This is a genomic window from Methylomonas rapida, assembly GCF_024360925.2.
GTDB lineage: Bacteria > Pseudomonadota > Gammaproteobacteria > Methylococcales > Methylomonadaceae > Methylomonas > Methylomonas rapida.
Window position 1 is genome coordinate 2797302 of record NZ_CP113517.1, and the last position, 21783, is coordinate 2819084.

At 50.1% G+C, this 21783-nt stretch carries 15 protein-coding genes; 3 read left to right on the forward strand and 12 right to left on the reverse strand.

The features are described 5' to 3' along the window. Nucleotides 1-56: 56 nt before the first annotated feature. A complete protein-coding gene (locus tag NM686_RS13135) occupies nt 57-1142 on the reverse strand; it encodes an ISAs1 family transposase (RefSeq protein WP_269021791.1) in 1086 nt (361 codons plus the stop codon). A 21-nt stretch (nt 1143-1163) separates the two neighbouring features. After that, nucleotides 1164-3110 carry an SMEK domain-containing protein gene (locus NM686_RS13140; RefSeq protein WP_269021792.1) on the reverse strand — a complete coding sequence of 649 codons (1947 nt, stop codon included), beginning with the start codon at nt 3108-3110 and terminating at the stop codon, nt 1164-1166. Nucleotides 3111-3213: 103 nt separating this feature from the next. Between NM686_RS13140 and tnpA the strand changes: the two genes are divergently transcribed. From tnpA to tnpC, 3 genes are all read left to right on the forward strand, one after another. Continuing rightward, a complete protein-coding gene (gene tnpA / locus NM686_RS13145) occupies nt 3214-3507 on the forward strand; it encodes an IS66 family insertion sequence element accessory protein TnpA (RefSeq protein ID WP_255187174.1) in 294 nt (97 codons plus the stop codon). Beyond that, nucleotides 3495-3845 (forward strand): IS66 family insertion sequence element accessory protein TnpB, encoded by a 351-nt coding sequence (gene tnpB, locus NM686_RS13150; RefSeq protein ID WP_255187173.1) that lies wholly within the window; start codon nt 3495-3497, stop codon nt 3843-3845. Before tnpA ends, tnpB begins: the two co-directional genes overlap by 13 nt. 86 nt (nt 3846-3931) lie before the next feature. Beyond that, nucleotides 3932-5524 (forward strand): IS66 family transposase, encoded by a 1593-nt coding sequence (gene tnpC / locus NM686_RS13155; RefSeq protein WP_255187172.1) that lies wholly within the window; start codon nt 3932-3934, stop codon nt 5522-5524. A 260-nt stretch (nt 5525-5784) separates the two neighbouring features. Here the strand turns inward: tnpC and NM686_RS13160 are convergent, their stop codons facing one another. From NM686_RS13160 to pglZ, 10 genes are all read right to left on the reverse strand, one after another. Continuing rightward, on the reverse strand, nt 5785-7185 hold the full coding sequence (locus tag NM686_RS13160) for a hypothetical protein (protein ID WP_255188300.1): 1401 nt from the start codon (nt 7183-7185) through the stop codon (nt 5785-5787). Further along, nucleotides 7182-8342: a UvrD-helicase domain-containing protein gene (locus NM686_RS13165; protein ID WP_255188301.1), complete on the reverse strand. Its 1161-nt coding sequence runs from the start codon at nt 8340-8342 to the stop codon at nt 7182-7184. Before NM686_RS13165 ends, NM686_RS13160 begins: the two co-directional genes overlap by 4 nt. Before the next feature lie 12 nt (nt 8343-8354). After that, complete coding sequence (locus NM686_RS13170; protein WP_255188302.1) at nt 8355-9779, reverse strand: protein kinase domain-containing protein; 1425 nt, start codon at nt 9777-9779, stop codon at nt 8355-8357. Nucleotides 9780-10021: 242 nt separating this feature from the next. Further along, a complete protein-coding gene (locus NM686_RS13175) occupies nt 10022-13480 on the reverse strand; it encodes a YhaN family protein (protein ID WP_255188303.1) in 3459 nt (1152 codons plus the stop codon). 7 nt (nt 13481-13487) lie between these two features. Further along, the gene (locus NM686_RS13180; protein ID WP_255188304.1) at nt 13488-14744 is read right to left on the reverse strand and encodes a metallophosphoesterase family protein; all 1257 of its coding nucleotides are present in this window, start codon (nt 14742-14744) and stop codon (nt 13488-13490) included. A 157-nt stretch (nt 14745-14901) separates the two neighbouring features. Then, on the reverse strand, nt 14902-15900 hold the full coding sequence (locus NM686_RS13185) for a toll/interleukin-1 receptor domain-containing protein (protein WP_255188305.1): 999 nt from the start codon (nt 15898-15900) through the stop codon (nt 14902-14904). A 164-nt stretch (nt 15901-16064) separates the two neighbouring features. Further along, nucleotides 16065-16376 (reverse strand): hypothetical protein, encoded by a 312-nt coding sequence (locus tag NM686_RS13190; RefSeq protein WP_255188306.1) that lies wholly within the window; start codon nt 16374-16376, stop codon nt 16065-16067. A gap of 279 nt (nt 16377-16655) precedes the next feature. Continuing rightward, complete coding sequence (locus NM686_RS13195) at nt 16656-17054, reverse strand: PIN domain-containing protein (RefSeq protein ID WP_255188307.1); 399 nt, start codon at nt 17052-17054, stop codon at nt 16656-16658. A gap of 62 nt (nt 17055-17116) precedes the next feature. Further along, the gene (gene brxL / locus NM686_RS13200) at nt 17117-19159 is read right to left on the reverse strand and encodes a protease Lon-related BREX system protein BrxL (RefSeq protein ID WP_255188308.1); all 2043 of its coding nucleotides are present in this window, start codon (nt 19157-19159) and stop codon (nt 17117-17119) included. Between the two features lie 8 nt (nt 19160-19167). Then, nucleotides 19168-21774 (reverse strand): BREX-1 system phosphatase PglZ type A, encoded by a 2607-nt coding sequence (pglZ, locus tag NM686_RS13205; protein WP_255188309.1) that lies wholly within the window; start codon nt 21772-21774, stop codon nt 19168-19170. Nucleotides 21775-21783: the final 9 nt, after the last annotated feature.

Here is a 21783-nt window from a genome sequence, read left to right on the forward strand (position 1 = left end):
AAATTCAGCGAATTTTGGAAGAGTATGACGAATAAAAGGTCTGGCAATATGTGGAGTCACGGATTCAGGCGATAGTTATCGTTCAAACATGCTCGCAACTTGCGGCGCTTCAAGCTGTCTTTAGTAGGTCCGTTATTTCGTAGTAAATTGAGTGCCATCCGTCGCATCAACGCCAAGTTTTCGGCGGAATGATCTGTTCTGGCGCGATTCGCATCTTCGCCAAACTGCACATCCAGCACCCAGTGCTGGGAATTTTCTATCGCCCAATGCTGCCGTACCCCTTCGGCAAAGCGCTGCAAATCCGTAAACGAACACAAATAGTAGCGACACTCAACCGAGGTCTTGTCACCGAGGGTGCGAATCGATTCAACCCGACCAATGGCTTGTAGCCCGGCCCAGTCAGGTTTTTGCGTCAACCAAGCAATCTCGCTACTCAAGCTGTAACGGCGTATTTCCAGGCGACCGTGATCTTTGTCGATGGTTTCGTAGACCGGTAAGCGGTCGTTGGCATTTTCAGTATCCAGCCACAACCTGACATCCTCGCAAAGGTTCGGATGATTATCCTTCAGTGCCAACACGTAATCCGCTTGCGCCGTAACGATGGTTTTCGCAATGGCTTTTTGACAACCCATGGCATCGATCGAGATCAGAGCTCCTTTGATGTCCAACATCGACAATAAATCGGGGATCGCCTTGATTTCGTTAGTCTTCTCATCCACCGCCTGTTGCGCCAACACCCAACGCGCTTCAGCCGCAAAGGCGCTCATCAAATGCACGGCCTTATCCCCTTCGCGGCTGCCGCGCAAGGTCTTGCCGTCCAAACAGACTTGCTGTCCTGAAAGGCTTGGCAATGCCGCCTGCACCCAACGTTGAAAGGTCTCGGCAAACGCTTGGGGATTCAGGCGGCCCAAGACATTACTCAGGGTATCGTGCGAGGGAATTCCATTCGGTAATTCCAAAAAGGTCCGCAGCCAATCTTCTTTTTCTTCGGCAAACTCTTCCATGCCGACCCAATCCTCGATGCCGCTCAATACTGCGCATAAGACGATCATCACGATATCCGTGAGTTTGTGGAGTTTGTTTTTGCCCTCTCGCCGCGGGTCTGTGAGGTCAGCAAAATAGGGGGTTGGATCTGGGAGCATCTGGGATATTAGGCAAAATCGCTATACTAAACCCCTTGCCCGTGCAAGTGCTACAAAGCGCGATTGCCCTGACGACGCAAGCCCTACAGACGGGACTTCCCTCCGCAGTATGATATCCTCACCTATCAACCGTTCAATAATTTGTCGCTCTGTGTCATCAAAACCCTCAACGGATATGAGAGAAAAATTCTCGTCAGCCAACATTTGGGAGCAAATTTTGTAAAGTGACTTTAAAGCCTTCTGCCTCAAATATGTTGGAAACCCCTCGACTTTCATAACCAGATATTTTTCGAAAATATCTCCTTTGTATATATCTGGCACATATCCAATATCTTTATCTTCATGGATTTCGGAGAAAATTCGCAGTAGGATGAGATCGTTTTCTAAGAACTCCGTTGAGCGTTTTGAAAAATTGGCTTTGATTTTAAAATGACGAAGGTAAGAGCTTAGTAGCCGAGATTTATTGTCTTCTGACATCTCGTTGCGAAGGTCTTTCACACGATACAGATGATCGGAGAATTGACGTTCAAATACGTCCGCGAATTTGTGATCAAAAAATTCGCTCCGACAGGTTATGACAATCTTTACGAAATCGTACTGACACAAGGCTTCAAGGAAAACTCGTAGTTCGGCAACAAACCCATCAAGGTCACCAACTTCGTTTATTCCATCGATGGCTATTACAAACGGTTTTTGGCATTCCTCGGCAACATTGTTTAGCAATGTGAGAAGGTCGTGGAGGTTTGAGACATCTGGAGCAAACCGATTGTTTCTGATGTACGACAGAATTCGACTAGGGCGAGGATAGTCGTTCAATGAGCGAGCAGGGATGAAGATTGTGGGAACCTCAAATGCCCTAAATTGATTTTCGATTAAATCGCAGATGAAGTTTGTTTTTCCTTGTCCCGCCATACCTGTAACTAAAAAAATCTTAGCTTGGGCAATTCCAATTTTCTTGGAGACCTTCTCAAGCGAACGGAACACTCCGCTTCCGCTTGATTCGATGCTATGCCGGAACACTTCCCAGTAGCCGGTCAAGTAGTCGCTAGGTGCAAACCGCTCCGCACGGTCACCATACCAAGAGAATGGAGAAACATGCTCTTGGATAGCTTCAAGCGCAGTTCTTTGTTGAACCAAACGTGCCCGAAGCTCAGACAGGTTGTTTGGCGCCGTCAAAGTTGTAATTCCGCGTAAATTGTCTGCAACGGGTTCGATTTTGGCCATACCTAGAAGCTCATTGAAATAGGCTAGGTCAATTCGTCGTAGATCATCATCGATCTTCCTGTAAAAAAACATCGGGTTCGCAAAATACCTCATCTCTTCCTTCGTTTCTGAAGTTTCCACGAAGACTGACGGAATGTATTTTTTTGTTCGCTTCTCATCCTCGATTTTTTGCTGACTGACTCCTAAGAATGCATCCAAGTTATTGCGGAATTGAAGATCGGCGTCCGCCTTCCTGAACTCCTTTTCAAGATGCTCATTGATGCGTTCAAGCTGCTCGTTAGTGAGTTCACTGAGCTTTTTCGCTAGATCTCGAAAATCCAGAATATTGGTCAATGTATCAAACTTAATTGACAGCTTGTTTATGGCTTCCGTCAGATTTTGGGAGATATACGATTTCTGTCTCTCCGTTATTACATATACGTAGAGGCTGTCAAAATCGCTACCAAGACCGTGAGACGCAAATTTTTCCAAAGTTTCACGAATTTTGCTGCTTGAAGAGTCGGATGTGATTTGAATGGAGGTCCTGCTAGTTGCGCATCCTAGATCGATGGCTGGGAAGTTCATTTGAATGCGGTTTTGGTTGCACAGATCAGGGCAGTTGAAAGCGATCGAGAAGATCGGGATAAGGAAGTCCTCCGCGATGGTGTTTATGTCGAATAGCCCCATGGCGTTCGCGACTTTCACCTCGTGCGCAAAACGCGCCAAAAAAGTACTTGATCGTTGTAGGAGTTCTTGCCGTGTCATATTTTTATCAATACACTCGAGTTCTTAGGTAAGCGCCCAGCCGTCCCACCTGTGAAAAACATTCGTCCTACGGCATCCTGTGATTTTTTGAACAGGAGCAGGTATGGCCATCACATCGAAATGGCGTCAGCATATTGAAGCGTGGCAACGCAGTGGACTGTCGCAAGCCGAGTATTGCGCAGCGCAGCAGATCAATGTTCGCACGTTCACGGCGCGACTGAGCGACTATCGCAAATTGCCCAAAGCCGATTCGGTTGCATTGATACCCGTCCAGGTTGCGCCTTCTGAGCCCGTCGATGCGGGCATTCTCTTTACCCATGTCCAAGGCCATCGCTTGGCGCTGCCTGCTTCGGTATCAGCGCGCTGGGTGGCGGAGTTGCTGCGATGCCTGGCCTGATCGGTTATCCAGCGCAGATTTGGATTGCCGTGGCGCCGGTGGACATGCGGCGCGGCCTGGATGGCTTGTCGGCCCTCGTGCAGCACAGTTTGGGGCATGCACCTTGCGCCGGCTCGGCTTTCATCTTCCGCAATCGAGCGGGTAATCGCTTGCGCTTGCTGCTGTGGGATGGCAATGGCGTCTGGTTGTGTCAACGCCGATTGCATCAGGGCAGCTTTGTCTGGCCCAAGGCCCCTGACGCGGTGTTTGCGCTCAGCCAGGCGCAATGGCACTGGTTAGTGGCCGGTGTCGACTGGCAGCGGTTATCAGCCGTCCCCAAAGCCGAATGGCAGGTTTAAAATGAGGCTGAAAAAGAGGCTCTAAAATCCGGCAAAACCCAATAAAATCAAGGCATTCAGGGGGTTCATGGGGTATAATAAACCCCATGAATCCCTTGGCCGAACTCGATCAATTGAACCTGGAACCTGCCGCGAAAATCCACGTCACGGCAATGATTCAGACGCTGGTCGATCAAGCCGCGCAGGATGCGCAAACCATCGCCAAGAAAGACGCCAAAATCGCCGCGCTGACGCACGAATTGGCGTATTACAAGCGCATCCGCTTCAGCCACAAGAGTGAAGCCCTGGCGCCGTTGCAACGCGATGTGTTCGAGGAAACCTGGAACACCGACATGTCGGCGATTGAAGCCGAGGTCGAGCAACTACAGGACAACAGCCCATCCGATACGGTCACTCGGCCCAAACGCCCCCGTGCCGGTCGTCAACCTTTGCCTGAACATCTGCCACGCATCGAACACCGTCACGAACCCGAATCCTGCACCTGCGGTCAATGCGGTAAAGACTTGGTCAAGATCGGCGAAGACGTGACCGAGCAACTGGACGTCGAACCCGCCAAGTTTTTCGTGCATCGCCACATCCGTCCACAATACGCCTGCCGAGCCTGCGAAACCATCACGGCGGCACCGATTCCACCGGCCGTGATCGATGGCGGCATGGCGGCGATCGGTTTGCTGACTTGGGTCATGATCAGTAAATTCCTGGATCATTTGCCCTTGTACCGACTGGAACAAATCGCCGCCAGGAATGGCGTGATCCTGTCCCGCTCCACCCTGGCCGATTGGGTCGGACGCATCGGCGTGGCCTTGCTGCCCTTGGCCGATCGCCTGACTTGGCATCTATTGCAACGCGATAGCTTGCACGCCGATGAAACCCCGGTGCCACAACTCGATCCGGGCAACGGCAAAACCAAGAAAGCCTATCTGTGGGCCTACCGCAGCAACGACTTGCAACCGGGCCCCAAGATCATCGTCTTCGACTATCAAGCCGGTCGCAGCGGCCGGCATGCGCAACAGTTTCTACAAGATTGGCACGGTCACCTGATGGTCGACGACTATGGCGGCTATAAGGCCTTGTTTGCCACTGCCCGCGCGCACCCGGAAACCCGACTTCTGCTTGAACCGTGTATCGAACTGGCGTGTTGGACACATGCGCGCAGAAAGTTCTTCGACCTGTTCCAAGCCAGCCAAAGCCCCGTGGCGCAAGCCGCCTTGCAGCGGATCGGCGCCCTGTATGCCATTGAAGCCGAGGGGCGAGACATGAGCAGCGACGAGCGCCAACGCCTGCGGGCGGAAAAAAGCCAGCCTGCCTTAACCGAGCTGCACGATTGGCTGCAGAAAACCCGACTGCTGATGGCGCCCAACAGCGCAACCGCCAAAGCCATCGATTACAGTCTGAAGCGCTGGCCCGCGCTGACGCGTTACGCCGAAACCGGCGATCTGCCCATCGACAACAATCCCGTCGAGAACAGCATTCGACCCATTGCCCTGGGCAAAAAGAATTGGTTGTTCGCAGGCTCGGAACGCGCCGGCCAGCGGGCGGCCGTCATTCAAACCCTGCTCGGTACCGCCAAACTCAACGGCCTCGATCCGGCCGCTTGGCTAAGCGACACCCTGGAAAAACTCCCCACCTGGCCCAACAGCCGCATCGACGAACTGCTGCCGTTTGCTAACGCCGATTAAGTCCTGCCAGCGAGCTGGGGTCGTGGTACCGCTACGCGCTTACGTTCTTAGTCTGCATTAGTAGCATCTATGATGCACTCGAACAGTTTCCAATAACTACTAAATCAGCTTGGTGACCCGCTTACCGCGCGTTTAATCAAGAAGCGCGTCATAAAAGACGCTAACTCGGTTTTTCGTTCCTCTGCGCCTCCCCCCCCCTGTTCGCCGTTCAACAGGTTGATGGGCACGGGACTTATACCCAGTTTGAACCAAGCTTCATCCTAAGAAGGCTTGAATTTTTTCGACCTAGTAGCTTTAGCACTTATGGTACCTCCATCCTCTAACCCAAGAGATAGCTGCACTGGAGCTTCTTGGCCCTCTAGAAGCGATCTTGTCCTAGTAGCCAATCCAATAAATTGGGCTAGAGCGGACTGCAATTCCCTTTCGCGTGCCGTTGCTTCATGCACAGGGCGAGATTCCGATTCTGACGCGCTGCCCAATGCAAGTCGAAATTGGCAAGTTGCCCCGGGCACAATTTCTACGGAAATCACCTTCGGCATCAGTTTGGGCAGGGTAGAAAAAATTTCGCTCGTATTAAACGCTTTTGCAAACCAAGCGAACTCTGACCAGCACAAGTCGAACCCAGATGACTCCACCCAATCAAACTTAGAGCGAATTTGTCGTTCAATACCTTTCACAGCCCGTGCCCAATATGGATCCCAAGTTCGAGGTCCGGCCAGTGCAGCGATTAGACCAAACCACACAGGAGCTTCAGGAAATGCCCTTCCGACCCGACGAAGTAGAAATTCATGAGTCGTACTTCTACCGACTAAGAAGGCGGCGGCGGCAACTATAGCTGAGGCAAAACCATTACGAGGATCGCGTACCGCTGAATGCATAAGCTCGTTAACTAGCCGCTGAAATACGAGCACACGTTCTTCGATAGAATCGCTGGCGAGTTTGCGATACTCGCTGGACCTCAATATATTTAATGTACTAGCCTTAGCATCAGACATATATTTTGCGGCAGCATCCAGCACTAAATCAGCAGCAGCACTCGGCGATAATGGCTCGTTAAAACGAGCTCCCGCCAAAGCCCATATTGGAAGCAGATCTTCTACAGAAACGGAACGTTTTACAAATCGGCGGTCGGCTTCAATTTGCCGCAGCCGGTTGGCGCATGTACGAGTCGCATCATCAGTTCCATGTATGGATGCGGCGCGGGCAATCGCAGTGGTGAAACAACCAGAAGCGCGTGATAGCGGGAGGAAGGCCAATTCTACATCTGCCTCACCCTGAGCAAGTGCTTCTCCAACGATTACGGATGCCCATATATCCTCCCTCAGAACTTTTTGTTTATAGTGGTTGTTCGCGTTGAATGTTTTCCAATCATCATTTGAGATGACTCTTGCGAACTGACTTAATGGCGAGGTCTCAGGGGCGTAGACTCTCAGCCAAGAAAATGTTTCTGCCGCAGATTCTTCATCCAAAACCAATATACCAGGTGGGGCGTAATCTGAGCCCTGACGAGTCACCGGGTAACCGACGGCAATATTTTCCTTCTTAATCTCATAGATATCTAAGTTGTGATACCCCTTTAGCTTGTGAGACTCAACACCGAAAAGAACTTCAGGAAGCAAATCTCGGGGGAATATTTGCCAATGGAGAATGTTGTTGTTCATACATCACCTGGCAAAAGATCATCAAGGTCAAAATGACGTGGCTCTGCAAATGCATTATCGAGCGGTTTATTTGTCTCACCTGTTAGGTAGGCATTCAATGAGGTCTTTGCACGAGTAATGGCTGTGAATCCAAGGCGTCGTCTATTTAGCGGAAAATTTGCCAAATCCTCCACCCCATACATATGAACGGCTCGGAATTCGGTACCTTTTGCGCCGTGAATGGTAAGTGCATGTATTGGACGTCCCCCCATAAAGCTAGAGTCTTCATCAATGCCATGTACAGCGATTGAATCTTCAAGGTCTGTTCCGTTGAAGCGCTCTCTTATTTCTGCCAACGTTTCCCTGGTACCACAGAATATCCCTATTGTGTCGTCTTTGAAGGCATCCAATTGAATGCGTATAAAGTCCTGCATAGTTGAGAATTGATCGTCACGACTTGCACAAACATGCATTTTTGCACTGGATTCGCCTTGCTCTTTTGAGTTGTAGTTTGATGAAGATTCGAGTGCCGCAGAGCTCTCTTCGGCTGGCATCAACCTATCTGCGACCCGCGCAATTTTTTGGCCGATGCGAAAGTGCCGTTGCAGTCTGTGTTGTTGTAGATCTAGCTTTGTCGCTATGTCCAAGCCATCACGGTTATAAATGCCTTGGCGGGCATCTCCACAAATACACACGTTATCGCTCAAATTCAAAAGCGCTTCTAGCTCATCAATAGTCAAATCTTGCGCTTCATCGACAAATATTGCGCTATATAGTTTGGGTGTTGGTAGCTTAGCATTGGCTTCTTTCACCATTTCGAGGATATCTATACGAGCTTTCTCGTCGAAATCTGCACCTTTGGGTATGGCACGGAGTCCGAGATATTGAAAAATGTGGTCAGTTGCCCATGAATGGTAAGTGCGAATTTGATTTGGAGAAATCAATCCGGTGACTCCAATACCTGAACGAATAAAATCAGCCAAAGCCTTGGTGTATGTCACAATGAGAATGTTTTTCTCGCCTGAACCAGCCAGAAACTGGGCTCGTAAGAGGAGGAGATTTGTCTTTCCTGATCCAGGGGGGCCGACGAGCGAATGGCGACCATGCGCAGGCAATCGAATAAATGCTTTCTGATCTTCATCAAGCTCTTTCTGTGAACGGAACCATCCCTTATTCATTTTTTCTCCAGTTTATTTTTGTAGCTGCAAATCAGTGCCGTGTAGTTTTGTGTGGTCCTCGGTAGCCTCTATTAAGTCCAATGCGTTTACTGCGACGTCTGCGATTGCATTAGCGACACCAATTGCCGACTCAGCTTCGTTTTCGGAAATTGTTAAGACTGAGATAGTCTTTGAATTGAGCACGCCAGTATGCTCGTCGAAACCATTACAAACCAATCTTGCATCTAACTGAATATTTGCGACCCGTTCGTATAGTTGCTCTTGCCAAGCAAAGTGTAGAGTGCAATCGATAGACAATTGCTTATCAACTGTTAATGAGAACCGAGCGTGCGGAGTTTCCCCGGGTACTGACGGTTTTACGGAAAGAGGAAGGTTCGTACCACAGGTTGGAAGCAACTCAGAACGTACTCTATCAATAAAAGTTCTAAAACATTCATTTCGCTCGAATTCGAGCCTTGATGCAGCTGCCTCATTTGAATGCCCGCTGGCGCTTAGCCGTCCTTTTGTCAATCGAGCACGAAGATTAGTTAGAGGATCTTTAGCCCCTTCCAATATAAAGTCTTCCCATCCAACAAATTGCAAACGTGTATCTAGGTCCTTAACCAAACAACGTGCGGAAAGAGCTTTCAGTTTGGCTAGCCGTTCGGGGGTACCTTCAGCAAAACTAGGGACCTTAGTTAGCACAGCCTTGGCGACTAGCCAGCGATTACCAAGGCTTACCTCGTGTTGGAAAATAGGCTGTTTCATTATTAGGTCGTGTAATACCGCACCTAGTTGGTAAAAATTAAGGCCTTTCCATAATTTGAGAGAAGGTTCATCTAATCGAAAGAGATATTCTGGAGAACTATATTGCGCTGTAGCGAGGAATGGACGAAGTGCCCCATGATCAGTAGCTGAAGCCTCTTCATCATCTAGAATTTCAAGTTCACGTGCCACACCCAAATCAAGGAGCTTGAGGTTGGCAAAGTCAGGGGAGACATGAATGTTCTCTGGTTTGATATCGCGGTGAACGATATTGTTTGCATCCAAGAATTTGACTGCATCTACAAGCTGGGTAATCAGCGGAATAACCGATTCGTCGGGAATGGACGGAAGCATCAAAGCCAGCTGGGGCCAGGGGACAAACTCCATCTCCAGAAAGGCCGTCCCTACGGCCTCCTCAACTCGGTATGCTTTTACTAAAGATGGGCATTGATGGCCAATTAAGCGGCGCTGAATCTCAAGACGGCGACGCTCAGCCGCTCCTCCAGGTCCATTAAGGAATTGCGGGTTGAAGGCTTTGAAAGCCCGTAGCCCCATCTCACACTCCACCTCGAAGACTGCAGCAGATCCCCCGGAGTTCAAGAACTGGGGCTCACCATATCCGCCTAGGCTCTTCAAGAAGGTCTTGAGACGTTCGGATAGGTCATCAACAACAATTTGGTCTAGCGCTGGCATAAGAATCTCCTGCATTGATAATATCAGTATCCACAATGATTTGATACCGCCAGCCTTGTCCAATGACACATGAGCCTGAAGAGAGGGCCGTCATTCCAATGTGATATGAGTCTGAAGGATTGAAAGTTGGGATCATGAGGACATGATCGTGACTTTACAAACCACTGGAATAAAAACACTGGAGCAGGTACAGCCACATTCCGGGCCGTTATGCCAAACTTGTTTAGTTTTTTTCATACCATTCACAAGAGCACAATATTTACATGCTTGCCAAACACCGCTTGCACCGTTGGAATCAGATGGTCATGGTGGCTCAGGAAGATGACTTGAGTCTGTTCGGACAATGCCTTAAGGGCCTCAAACCCCGCTTTTGAGCGGACATCATCGTAGTTGATAAATAGATCGTCGGCGACGAATGGCAACGGCATGGCCTGTTCCAGGTGCATTTCCAGGGCCGCCAGTCGCAGTGCCAAATAAAGCTGATCTCGTGTGCCGTCGCTCATACCCGAAATACCGACTAGCTTGCCATCGGAACGTAGCCCTTCCAACACCATCGGTTCCCGTTCAAAATCCACAATCAGCTTACTAAACGATCCGGACGTTAATGTCGAAAAGATCGTACCCGCGCGTTGTAACAGTGGCCCCTGCTTCTCTTCTCGATAGCGGTCAATTGACCAACGCAACAAACGCCCGGCGGTAAAAACTTTTACATAACGTTCGGCGGCATCCGACATTTGCGCAAGTGCTTCTTGGCGTTGGGCCTCCGCCTGTGTGGCCGCGTCTGATCCACCGATTTCGGACAAAGCCCGTAAGGCATTCGCATGGTCAGCCGAAAGCGTCGTTTGCTGCTGCACTGCATCAGCAATTTCATCGTTGATGTGTGCGAGTTCAACAGCCAGCTGAACTAGGTTAGCTGCATCAATCTCCGCTTCGATTTGCCTCCGCGTTAGGCCATCTCCCCCATTGAGAAGAGTAGTATTAGCCTCTGCCAGCTCGGCATTTAGGCGACGCTGCTCGTCAGATCGACCAATTGCTTCATTCAACAAAGTCGTGGTGTCGACGCCTGCTTTTTCCAATAAGGGTTTCAAACTCGCCATGGCGGTTTGACTGGATTCCTTGGCTTCCAATACCTGGCTGTTTGCAATACGCAGGGCTTCTTTAAGCCGACTGCTTTCCGCAAAAGACTCGCGGGCTCGATCTAAACGATGGGCTAATGTCAGAGCAATTTGCTCGGCCGGCTGATCTTTGAGCTCAGCAGCAACGATTTGCGCAAGTCGATTCGCTTCAATAGAAAACGTCTTCAGATCAGCGTTCATGGTGTCGATACGCTCGACTTGAATCTGCCGCATCTTGTCTAATTTTTCGGCGATTTGCTCAATGAGCTCAAGAGCCCCTTCCACCGTGCCAGTATCGCTGTCAGGGGATAACCCCGTCTTGGTGAGCGTCGTAGACCAGGCCTCAGACCAGCGGCTTACCTCCGCTTTCGCATCCTCAGTGACTTGCTTTAACGTTGTGGCCAGTGACTGCGCAGCAAGTAATTGAGCCGATAGGGTTTCGTGCCGAATTTTAGCGCTGTCGATGGCTTGGATATGCTGTTCCGCATGAACGCACAGCACGGACAAACTATCCGTCTCGACCACAGGCAGCCCGGCTTCTTGTAAGGCCTTGGCGAGGGATAATCTGGATGCTGCAATTGATTGAGACAATGACTCCAGGTCACTCTGTGCTTCTTGATAGGTAATGCCAGCAGACAGCGCCCTCTCCCGCCTAAGCATCCAGGCACCCATGTCTTCTAAGTTCATGCCGGCCAAATCCATGCTGACTGCCTCTTGTGCCCATTGGTCATCGAATAAGTGAAGCTCTGCTTCCAATTGCGAACATTGGCCTTCGATCAGCGTTAGGCTCTGCTGCTCCCGTTCCAGCAGCTGATTCAAGCTTTGTAGTTCGGTTGCTTCTTCGACATCGTCAAGCCGTCTATCGGCCACTTGGTCGGCATAGGCCATCTTCTCTTCAAATACTATTCCCTCTCGCTGCAGATCAATTTCACCGGTTTTTATCGACCCCCACAATACATCTCGTTCAGCCCGCGCTTCAATCACCGCCTCCAGTGTCGTGGGATGATGAAGTGCTTTAAACTGGGCAATTTGCAATTCAATTCGGGCAACCTCGGCGGTTTGATTTTTTAGTCGCAGTAAGTCAGCTTTTCGATCCGCAATAAGGGCCTGCCGCTCTTGCATCAAACGGGTTAGTTTTTCTTGGCTAGGCGGCTGTAGTGCTATTAACTCAGGTAAGGGCTTGCGCCATTGCCCCAAGTCCAACAATAAACCGTCCAACGCTGACTTGGTCCTGGTCAACGTGGATTGTAGCTTTTGGAGGGCTATTTCCGTGTCACCCAATGATTTGGCGTTTGCTAACGCCGCACGTAGCGCGGGCTTGATCTCACCCATTTGCAAGTCAGCCAGTTGAGCTGATAGCGTTTTGATTTCAGAATTCTTGGTCTTTTCGGCCTGTTCTGCTGCCCGTAATGTCTGAAAAATGCCGCCACGGTCGCGGACCAGTTGCCTGAGTTCCCGGCGTATCAGCAGTGTGGGTAGGCGCTGGGCAATTGCGCTTTCAGAGTCTTGGGCCCAACCCAGCTGAATACAGGCTTGACCAACCGCTTGCCAAAGTGCGGCTATTTCCTTTTTTCGTTGGACGATATCGCCTTCATAGGCGCTGTATTGCAGGCGAAGGTTATCCAGTTTGGTTATGTCGGCAGCCAGTTCAAGTACGGCTTCGTCTAATTCGATGTGTGATAGCGCTTCCGTGAGGTTTTCAGCCTCGCCATTGCGCAGCTCCAGGCGCTCAAGGGCGATAGCCAGCTCGCGTTCTGCGCTTGCGAGAGTGGCCGCGGCCTCTGCCGGCAGTTCTATCACCTCGCCCAGTTCAGCCAGTTTCTGTTCGTTTTCCCTAAGCGTTATCAGAAATGGGGCTAGCCTGCGGATGCGTTCCAGGCTGTTGCGCTCGCTTTGGCGTTGCTGATGACGTTTTCGCTCATGACTGAGCGCTTCGTGCAGAGATTCGACTTTACTATTGGCGTCCACCCAGACTTTAGTGCGAACAGTGGCTTCTTTTAACGCGTTGGTCGCCTTATCGAGCTGATCTGAAGCGATGTAATAGGCCCGCTCATTGGATTTTCGGGGAGCCCAAAGCTTATCCGCCTCGGCGACTAACGCATCACGGATTTTGCCCAGGCTGGCAACGCCGGCGGCCGATTGAAACAGTATCTGACCCACGTCGTTCTCGGCATTGAGGATGCTATTACCGCCGGACACCAAGCGGGTATGGTCAAGACCGAACATTTGGTCAAAGAAACTTCTATCCGCAGTCCCAAGGAACGGTGTCAGCGCGGAATCCGACAAGATAGCATCCACTGGCGAGCGCAGGGTATGTTTTTGCGCTTTAGCGCGCTGAAATTCAAGCGTGTCTGCGGCATTGCCAATGTAAGCCCCTAAGCGCAATTCGTTAAGCGGGTGCAGAAAGCTATGAACGGAACGCGGCGGGATACCGAACAATAAATCAACAATGGCGGCCCGCAAGGTGGACTTGCCGGCCTCGTTGGGCCCGACAATCAGATGAAAGTCCTGTTTGGCCACGGGAAACACAACCGAGCGGTCAGAGAATTTGCCATATTTGATCAGGTCCAAGCGGTGGAATCGCATCGTCAGTTCACTCCACCTTGGCTAAATGAGACAACAGGCCCGGACGGACTTCACGAACCAAATCCACTAACTCGCCTGAGCGGATGGCTTTAAAGTAAGGGACGCTAGTTTGTAATTCCAGGGGCGCCTTGTTGACTAAGCTCAACAGATCATCTTGCAAGCTGTTAAGAAAGTCTGCATCTGATTCAGCGGCCTGAAGCAGGTCCTGTAAATCGGATAAGGCATCGGCTCGTGCTCGCAGCGCCTCGCCGTCATCTGCCGCCGAAGTGGCCACCCTCACCTTTTCAATCCAAAGTCGCTCCCCCCCCATGGCGACAGCCAAGGCCAAGACTTCGGCGCGCAGTTGCGACTCCAGTCCGAAAAGATCACCGTGCGCGGCTGTTTTGCCGGTGACGGTGATCCTAACAGCTATAGGGATGGTCGACGGGCTGCTTTCTACCAGTTCGTCGAGCGCTTTGCCTATCCTGGACACTACTTCCGATAGCGTTTTGCACTCGGTGACATCGACTTCCAGACTGGCCCAGCGCAGAACATCGACGAACAGACGCTGAATGTCCTGAATGCCCTGCTCGTCTGCCGTCACCATCACGGCGCCACGTGGTCCGGTCTCCCGGATATGACGACCTTGAAGATTGCCAGGGAAAACCACTGTCGAAGCACCTTCCCATATTTGATATTCATGTACATGACCCAGTGCCCAGTAGTGGTAGCCCTTGGCATGCAGTTCATCCAAACAGCATGGGGCATAGGTGGCATGCGCTGCGTTGCCCTCCAGCGCGGTGTGTAGCACGCCAATATTGAACATGCCTGGTACCGGGGCTGGATAGCCTGTGACGAGGTTTTCTAAAGTCTCTTTTTCCCTAAAGCTGCGGCCATGTAGGGCAACCTTTAGGTTATCCAGACGAAACGTGTTGGGTTTTCGGGTGTCGAAGGCAAAGACGTTGTCAGGCAGTTGCAGTTTCTTGGTCATCTCACTTTCGGCATCGTGGTTGCCGAACAGCAGATACACCGGAATGCCGGCTTTTTTCAGGCGCCCCATTTCTTTACAGAAATAAATGCCGGTGTTGTGATCCTTCCAGGTGCCATCATAGAGGTCGCCGGCAATCACCATGAAGTCAACCGCTTGCTCAATCGCTTCGGTCACCAGGTTGGAAAAAGCATCGCGCGTTGCTGTGCGCAGCATTTCCACCGGGGCATCGGCGTAAGCGCTCAATCCGGTTAAGGGGCTGTCCAGGTGTATGTCTGCCGCATGGATGAATTTCACTAACCTTGCCTTTTGCTGGGTATTACGAATCTTCCTGGTGTGCTTCCAGGAGATGTTATTGACGTCTAAACCGATTGATCACGGTAAAAAACAGCCTATTTTGGGAAGCCAAAAACAAGCTAAATATTTTATTGGATAACTCAAAGGTGACGCTTTTTTATCCTCGTTTTACGGGTTCGAAGAACATAGACCAGTAGTATTCGGCAGCTCCTTGGTGTGTAAGTGGACCTTTGTCGGCACGTTGTAAATTCGATATTCCCATTCCCATTGGCTCCAATCCAAGCATGTTGCCGGTATCCTTCACGCTCATACTTTCGTTAAAACTATTTCCTTGTCCAAGTCCCGCATAGCTATAAATTATCGACGATAATCCGCTTGAACCAAACGGAGCGCCGAGCCAAATACCACATTTAGATATTTGTTTTCCATTGCGGTAGATTATGGCCTCGAATGATCGAGCATCTACTTTTTGGAAACGTATATTGATTTCTGGATTACGATCTTGGATTTCTTTAAGCGAGTTCTCAAAAAAACTAGCCATGTAATGGAAAGCATCTGTAACAAAAGTGTCTCGATCGTGATCGGAAAAGGTTTTTGATATGGCTAGATTACTTGAGCGAGGCAACTCTGATCTGAATGTCGCGGGCGTAGCTATTGCCGCTTTCCCAAACAAGATATCAGCAGCTGCAGGCATTGCAGGCGATGAATTGCTAGATGTAGAAATTCGCTTTGCGATGGCTTCAATGCCCTGCGTAATTTCAAGGAATGCATCATCCAAACTTGGATATTTTTCAACTGGCCTACCGTCTCTGGTAGCTGCTTGTAATTTGCCAAAGGGAAGGCCTGTCCAGTGGCATGGGCGAAGAATGACCGGAATGACTACAGCCTCGCGACGATCATGGCGAGCGAGTGCTTCAGTCATTTCCAACTCGTAGCAATAACGTGAGGCAATGAAATCTGAGCTCACCAACAAAAGTATGATGTCTGCTTTGCGCAGCTCATCGTCAATGCGGTTCGCCCATTCTTCTCCCGCAACAATGCGTCGGTCATGCCACGATTCTATAATTCCTTGATGCTTAAGGCTCATCAAATGTTTTTCGAGTTCGTTGCGGTAGTTTTCGTCAGCGTGCGAATAGGAAAAGAAAACTCTAATCATGTTTGGTAATTTAAATAAAAATTTGTTGTTAAATTGACTTCAAAGTTTGCAGTGCATGACGTGCTTCGTGCGCTTAGTTTTTCATCTCGGCTACTTTGCTTTGGATGTGTCAGAAGCTTGCTGATTAGCTAATCCGGAAATGGGAGTTCGAATTGCCATCGACCTCAGGTATCCAGCATGTCCCAATCCTCGCCAAGAACCCAACGTAGGGCAGACAGTTTGCCATTAAGCATTCCCCATTCGAAGTCATCCCAGCCCAGATTTTCCCTGCCATACTTGCGTTCTATCCGTTCCGCTGCCTGCTTCGCCTTTTCCAGGATAGGTTTTTGCCCCTCTGTCAATTCGTCTTCCCCAGTTTCCAGACGATACAGCCAATTCTGGTGGCGGTTCCACCAAACCTTATTAATAAGTTCGTCGATTACATCAGTGATTTCCGTCAGCCGCCTAGGCTCTTCAACCCATTCTTGCTCAATCATCAAATCGGCAAATTGTGCTGGCTGGATGCGACGTAGAGCCTCGCCAAGAGTAATAAAATAGAGCGACTTTACTCGCGAAAATAAGGATGCAATGTCCGGATGTGGTTGCTTGTTCGTTGCGCTCGGATGGCTAAAATCCTTCGTGTTATGGGAAATAAAAGCAAACCGGCTTTTAACCGTTGTTTTTGTACCAATCTCATCTGCGTATAGCTCAATTAAAATGGCATCATCAATGCCATTGCGTTGTCTATGGAACGGTGCGCGTTTATCAATTGCACGTTATGCCGCGCGTAGCTTCACCGCATCTGAAATTTCAATAATGGGCGTACGCTCGAATAGCTTCTCAATGCGACCGACAGTGCCAACTGCGGCATCACCCAAAGTTGGAAGCCGGTGATCAACTTCGTTGAGCTGGTTTAGGACAGTCAGCTTTAGCTCTGGTTCGCCAAACTTTTCCACGACCTCCTTAGTACGCTTCAGGGTACTCGACAGACTGCGACTGCTCTCTTCGATGACCCGAGCTTTGTTGCGGTCGAATTCATCAACGACTGTGCGGCGAAGGATCAATGCTATATCTCCCTGCCGAACCAGTTCTTCGAGAGCGTTCAGAATAGCTTGCTGCTGGTAATCTTTGGCGAGGTCGAGCCATACGCAGGTATCAATAAGAATCCTAAACATGGGATGTTTTACTCATGCGGCCTGACACTCAATATAAACCTTCCATTGCGCAGTAAACTCCATTATTCAACCCCCAGCGCCTTAAAAACCGCATCAACAGGGTCAGAGTAAAAACTGGTTTGGAATTTGGCAAACAACTCACCCGGCACGGTCGGAATATCTGTTACGCTCGACATCGGTAGCAAAATGCGTTTTGCACCTGCATCGAAAGCGACCTGAAGGCTCTCTGCGAGATTTCTGACCTGGACAATAGTGCCGCCCAAACTCATATCGCCCATAACGACCATCTGTGATTGCATGGGCTTAACTAATGCAGCGGAGCACAGCGCTATAAAGCCGGCAAGGGTTAATGCATCCGGCGTACCGGTATTTTGGAGTTCGACAAGGTGTAAGTGAAAGTCATGCTCGCCACTTTTTATGGAAGCACTCACTCTCGACGCATTGGCTTTGAAGTAATCGAAGGCCACTTTGACCGATTCCCGTGGCGCAAGACCTGAGACGTTGATCTTGCCGTTGCCGTTGATCGATTGTATTTCCAGGCGATAAGTGCCTGGCATTTCAGACGAACCCATGCTGATGGTATGTAGGGTGCCAGGTTGCAAGCGGCCTTCCGGAATCAGTGCGCCACTGGATTGTTCCGGCACGGTAATAAAACGTTCCTGAGCCTCTTCAAGATCGATGTAACTGAAATGCACATCGTAAAACTCCATGCCGCCGATTTTTTTCAGTTGCTCTTTGACCCGCCGCCGTGTTTCCAAGGCATATTCTAGGCACTTGCGAACGATCTCTTTATCGTAATCGCCGTTCGGGCAAAGCAACTTCAATAAGCCTGATGTCGTGCGCCGTACTGCAATCGTATCCCGCTGATTCAGGTTGTTACCCAGCTTAAACCACTTGTCGATTGCGTCCGCAAAATTTCGCTTACGCATTTCCCGCAAAAACTCGGCCAGATAGTCGACGATCATGCCGTACTGGTTGGTAAAGAACTCAGGCCGCATTTTGGGAATTTCCCAACCCGGCACATAGGCGTGGAACCGGTCAAAGAATGCAGAATCGATCATCACTTCCGGAAACGGGGCCAACAGATGTGATGTTTTGACCAGGGACTCGACACTTTGATTGATGTTACCGATAAACACCATGGACGCATTGGCATTGATCGATTCCCGACCACGGCTGAAGGAGCCCGAGGCCATGTAATCCTTCATGATCTGGATGCCGTCCTTGTCTTTAAAATTGATGCCGGCGACTTCATCGAACGCCACGACATCCCATAAGCCCACCAACCCGACCTTGCGAGCGCTCATGTTGTAGAACAAGTTGGCTACCGTGGTTTGCCCACCGGACACTAGGATGCTATTCGGGCTGATCTCTTTGTAGATGTGGCTTTTACCGGTGCCACGCGGCCCCAGTTCGCAGTAGTTGTAATTGTTTTCGACTAACGGAATCATCCTTGCCAATAAGTGCCACTTCGCCCGTTCCTTAAAACAGGAAGGTTCCATCCCCGTGGAACGCAGTAGTGCGTCTATCCATTGCTCATGGGAAAACAGCTTCCGGCTTTCGAACAATTCCTGCATGTCCATATTGGGCATCTGGATGGGCTTTAATTCCGTGACGATGAACGGTGAGCCCTTCTGATTTTCCTCGAACTGGTAACGCACGGTGACAATACACCAAATACCGCCCACCAATAACTTCTCAAAATCACGGACAAAGCGATCCGAGATTTCCGCATTTTTTACGCCAAGGTTTGCCAGCAATGCCTCATAAACATCCCGCTTTTCGTTGAGCTTGACCGTGACTTTATCGATAACCTTGTAGGTGCTGCTTTCCCTTATCTTCGACTTCACCTTTTCGGCTTCGTCAGGACGCACATAGTTTTCCGCCAAGATACGTTTGACGTTTTTTAAACCGGCCTGAATCGTCTCATCGTCGTCACTCGCGCAGTACATGCCCAGCAAATATTCCAACACATAGACCGGTACGTTCGCGCCTTCTTTGATCAGTTTGGTTAAGTCTTTGCGGACCACCTTGCCGGCAAAGTGCTGGTTTAGCAGCTTATCTAGGCTGGTATCCATGTCGACGGGATTTACAGTTTCGTTCATCGGCTATCCTAGAAATCGTTGCTAAAGGCCAAATCAACTTTTAGCGGCACTCTCAATACCTCCACTTTCGTCGTAGCATCGCGAGCAACTAGGAAGTAATCTTTGTTGCGATTATATGCGCCTGACAACACGGTCAGCATCAATGACCGCTTGCGCTCATCCAGCAGTTGCGAGCTACTATCAAAAGTAACGGTCTGTTCGTTACTGATGGACTTATCGCCGTCGCGCAGTGAAATCACCACCGACCGCGCTAACACCCGTTCAGAAACCGCCTCATTCTGAATAAACTCAAACCGCTGGGTATTGGTGACAACCTTATTGGAAGCGCCCAACAAGCTGATGCTGACTGTCTTGGTTTTGGTCGCTTCCGACTCGCTTTCGCGAATGGCTATCACGGGAACCACGACTTCTTGAGGCATAGCACTACCATGAACAAATCGTGCCCCACCGGCAAAATGGAAACGACTGGCTCCCTTCGGCACCCAAAAATCGAGACTACCCTCCCGTTCGGTACCTGCCGTCAACGCCGTATTTCCGGACCAAGCCTTGTTGGTACTACCAAGATTATGGCCTAGCATATAACGCTTTTTCGCCCGTAAAGTCCCTTCCGGTTTATCGCTTAGTACGGATTTATCCGCTTCTTCCAGCGCGGATTCCTGATACATAAAGCCGTGGTCCGCCGTTACCAGCACATTCGAGCCATTCAGGCTGTTCACAATAAAACTGACTAACTGCGCAAGTTCGGTGACCGTATCGGCGGCCGCTTCAAAGGTTTTGCTCTCGGATGATTGCTTATCGCCAATCAGATCGATACGATCATGGTAGATGTAGATCAGTTGCCGATCCTTTACGAACTCCCGGCCCTTATCTTTGCCCATCACCAGCAAGTCTTCGGCTTTAATGGCGACGCCGGCATAAGCCGCTAAATGCCCGCTACGTTGTTCTATTGACGATACCGGCTTGCCATCGGCGACAAGATCCAGATTCGCATTGGTTTTGTAAGACAGTGTTTGATGAGGTAGCAAAGCCGCCATACCTAAGCCGGTATAGCTCGGCAAAACGCCTAATAGGCTGGAAAGGTTAGCTTTGAGTCGGCTTTTACTGTTAATGACCTGAACCAATTCCTCAGCAACTTCATAGCGGAAGGCATCGGAAATCACCACAAACATCCGTTTGGCACCGCCATCCGATAACGGGCTGACAACCTTGGCGAAAAAGTCTTGCTGATTAATAACAGCCGGTAGTCGCCAGGTGGACAGCAAACCGGCTTCGCCCTCCAATACGCTATCCCATGCCGAACTCAGCTGAGGAATAAACCAGCCGGAATAATTGGCTTCAATCCGTTGTCGTAATTCATGTAAAACCGCCCAGCCCATCGGTTCGACGTATTCCGCCGCGCGATTGAAATGCCGATACAGTTGATCGAAACGAAATAGCTCAGCTTGATATGCGGAAAACCCTGCCTCGGCGGAAGCGAAACTAAAACCATCCGGATACTGCGCCTTAAGGCTTAGAAATTGCGTACCCGCTTCCAAAGCATCATAACTGGCCGCCAATGCTCGACTCACGTCATTCGCATTGGCCAGAATAGAATTAGCCCAATGACCTTCCCGGCGACGGCCAATCAAGGTAAACACCGACTCCATCATAGCGCCGGCGCCGCCGAGAACCCTATCTTTCAAGTCGCTGATGATACGCCGCTCGACTTCTTCAAAAGTCATCACTTCAACCAGGTCATCCGCAGAAAATCCGCTCAGAATCCGATTAAGCTCCAAATCCCTTTCCACAGCGGCGGAAATCAGGTTGTAACTACTGTAATGGCTTAAATCAGAACGCCAGCGGGACGTAAACACCGAGGCATTGGCGGCCAGATTGCGTTCCGGCAGAATAAAATGCTTTAAAGACTCAGCTGGATCGCATAGCAACGACCGGCAAAAATCGGTAACCAGGATGCGGAACAGTAAATCGCGCAAGCTGGGGTCGGTTTCCGTGTAGCCGAATAAAGCTTTTGCCAACAACCAAAACGCGTCGCTCAAGTCATTGCTGACAATGTCTTGCCATAGTTTCGGCTGAGCATTCAAATCAACATTGCCGTCACTCACCAGCGCAGCAAACAAGCGCTGGAGTATGGAAAACAACTCTGGCTGGTCTGCGCGAGTCAGAACTGCCAACATTTTACGGTCAAGATCGTCAGCGTTATCGCTGGCAACCACCAAGCGCTTCAAACGTTCAACCCGGTCTTTGGATCGTAAGAATTTGGCTCGTTCCTTCAAATAGCCACGCAGGCTTTGCGACACTAACCCCAAATCATCCAGCAAGATCGATGTCGAATCGGCTTTAAAGGATTTACTACGAAGCCGAATATCCAACAGCCAGTCGTGGTGTGGATCAGGCTCGACTTGTTGGCTATAAAGCAACCAGCGTTGATCGAGCTGCCGTTCAATATCGATTTTGACTTGTAGTGCCGGCGTCTCATTCAGACGAACCAGATTGACGTTTTCCAAGGCAAGGTTGCCAACTGATGCGGAAAACTCGCCATCTACATCATTCCAGAAAACGATGGCATATGAGGCAAACAGGGTGTTTAACGATTCCGTAATGCGTTGCAAGCTCAAAGCTGATTC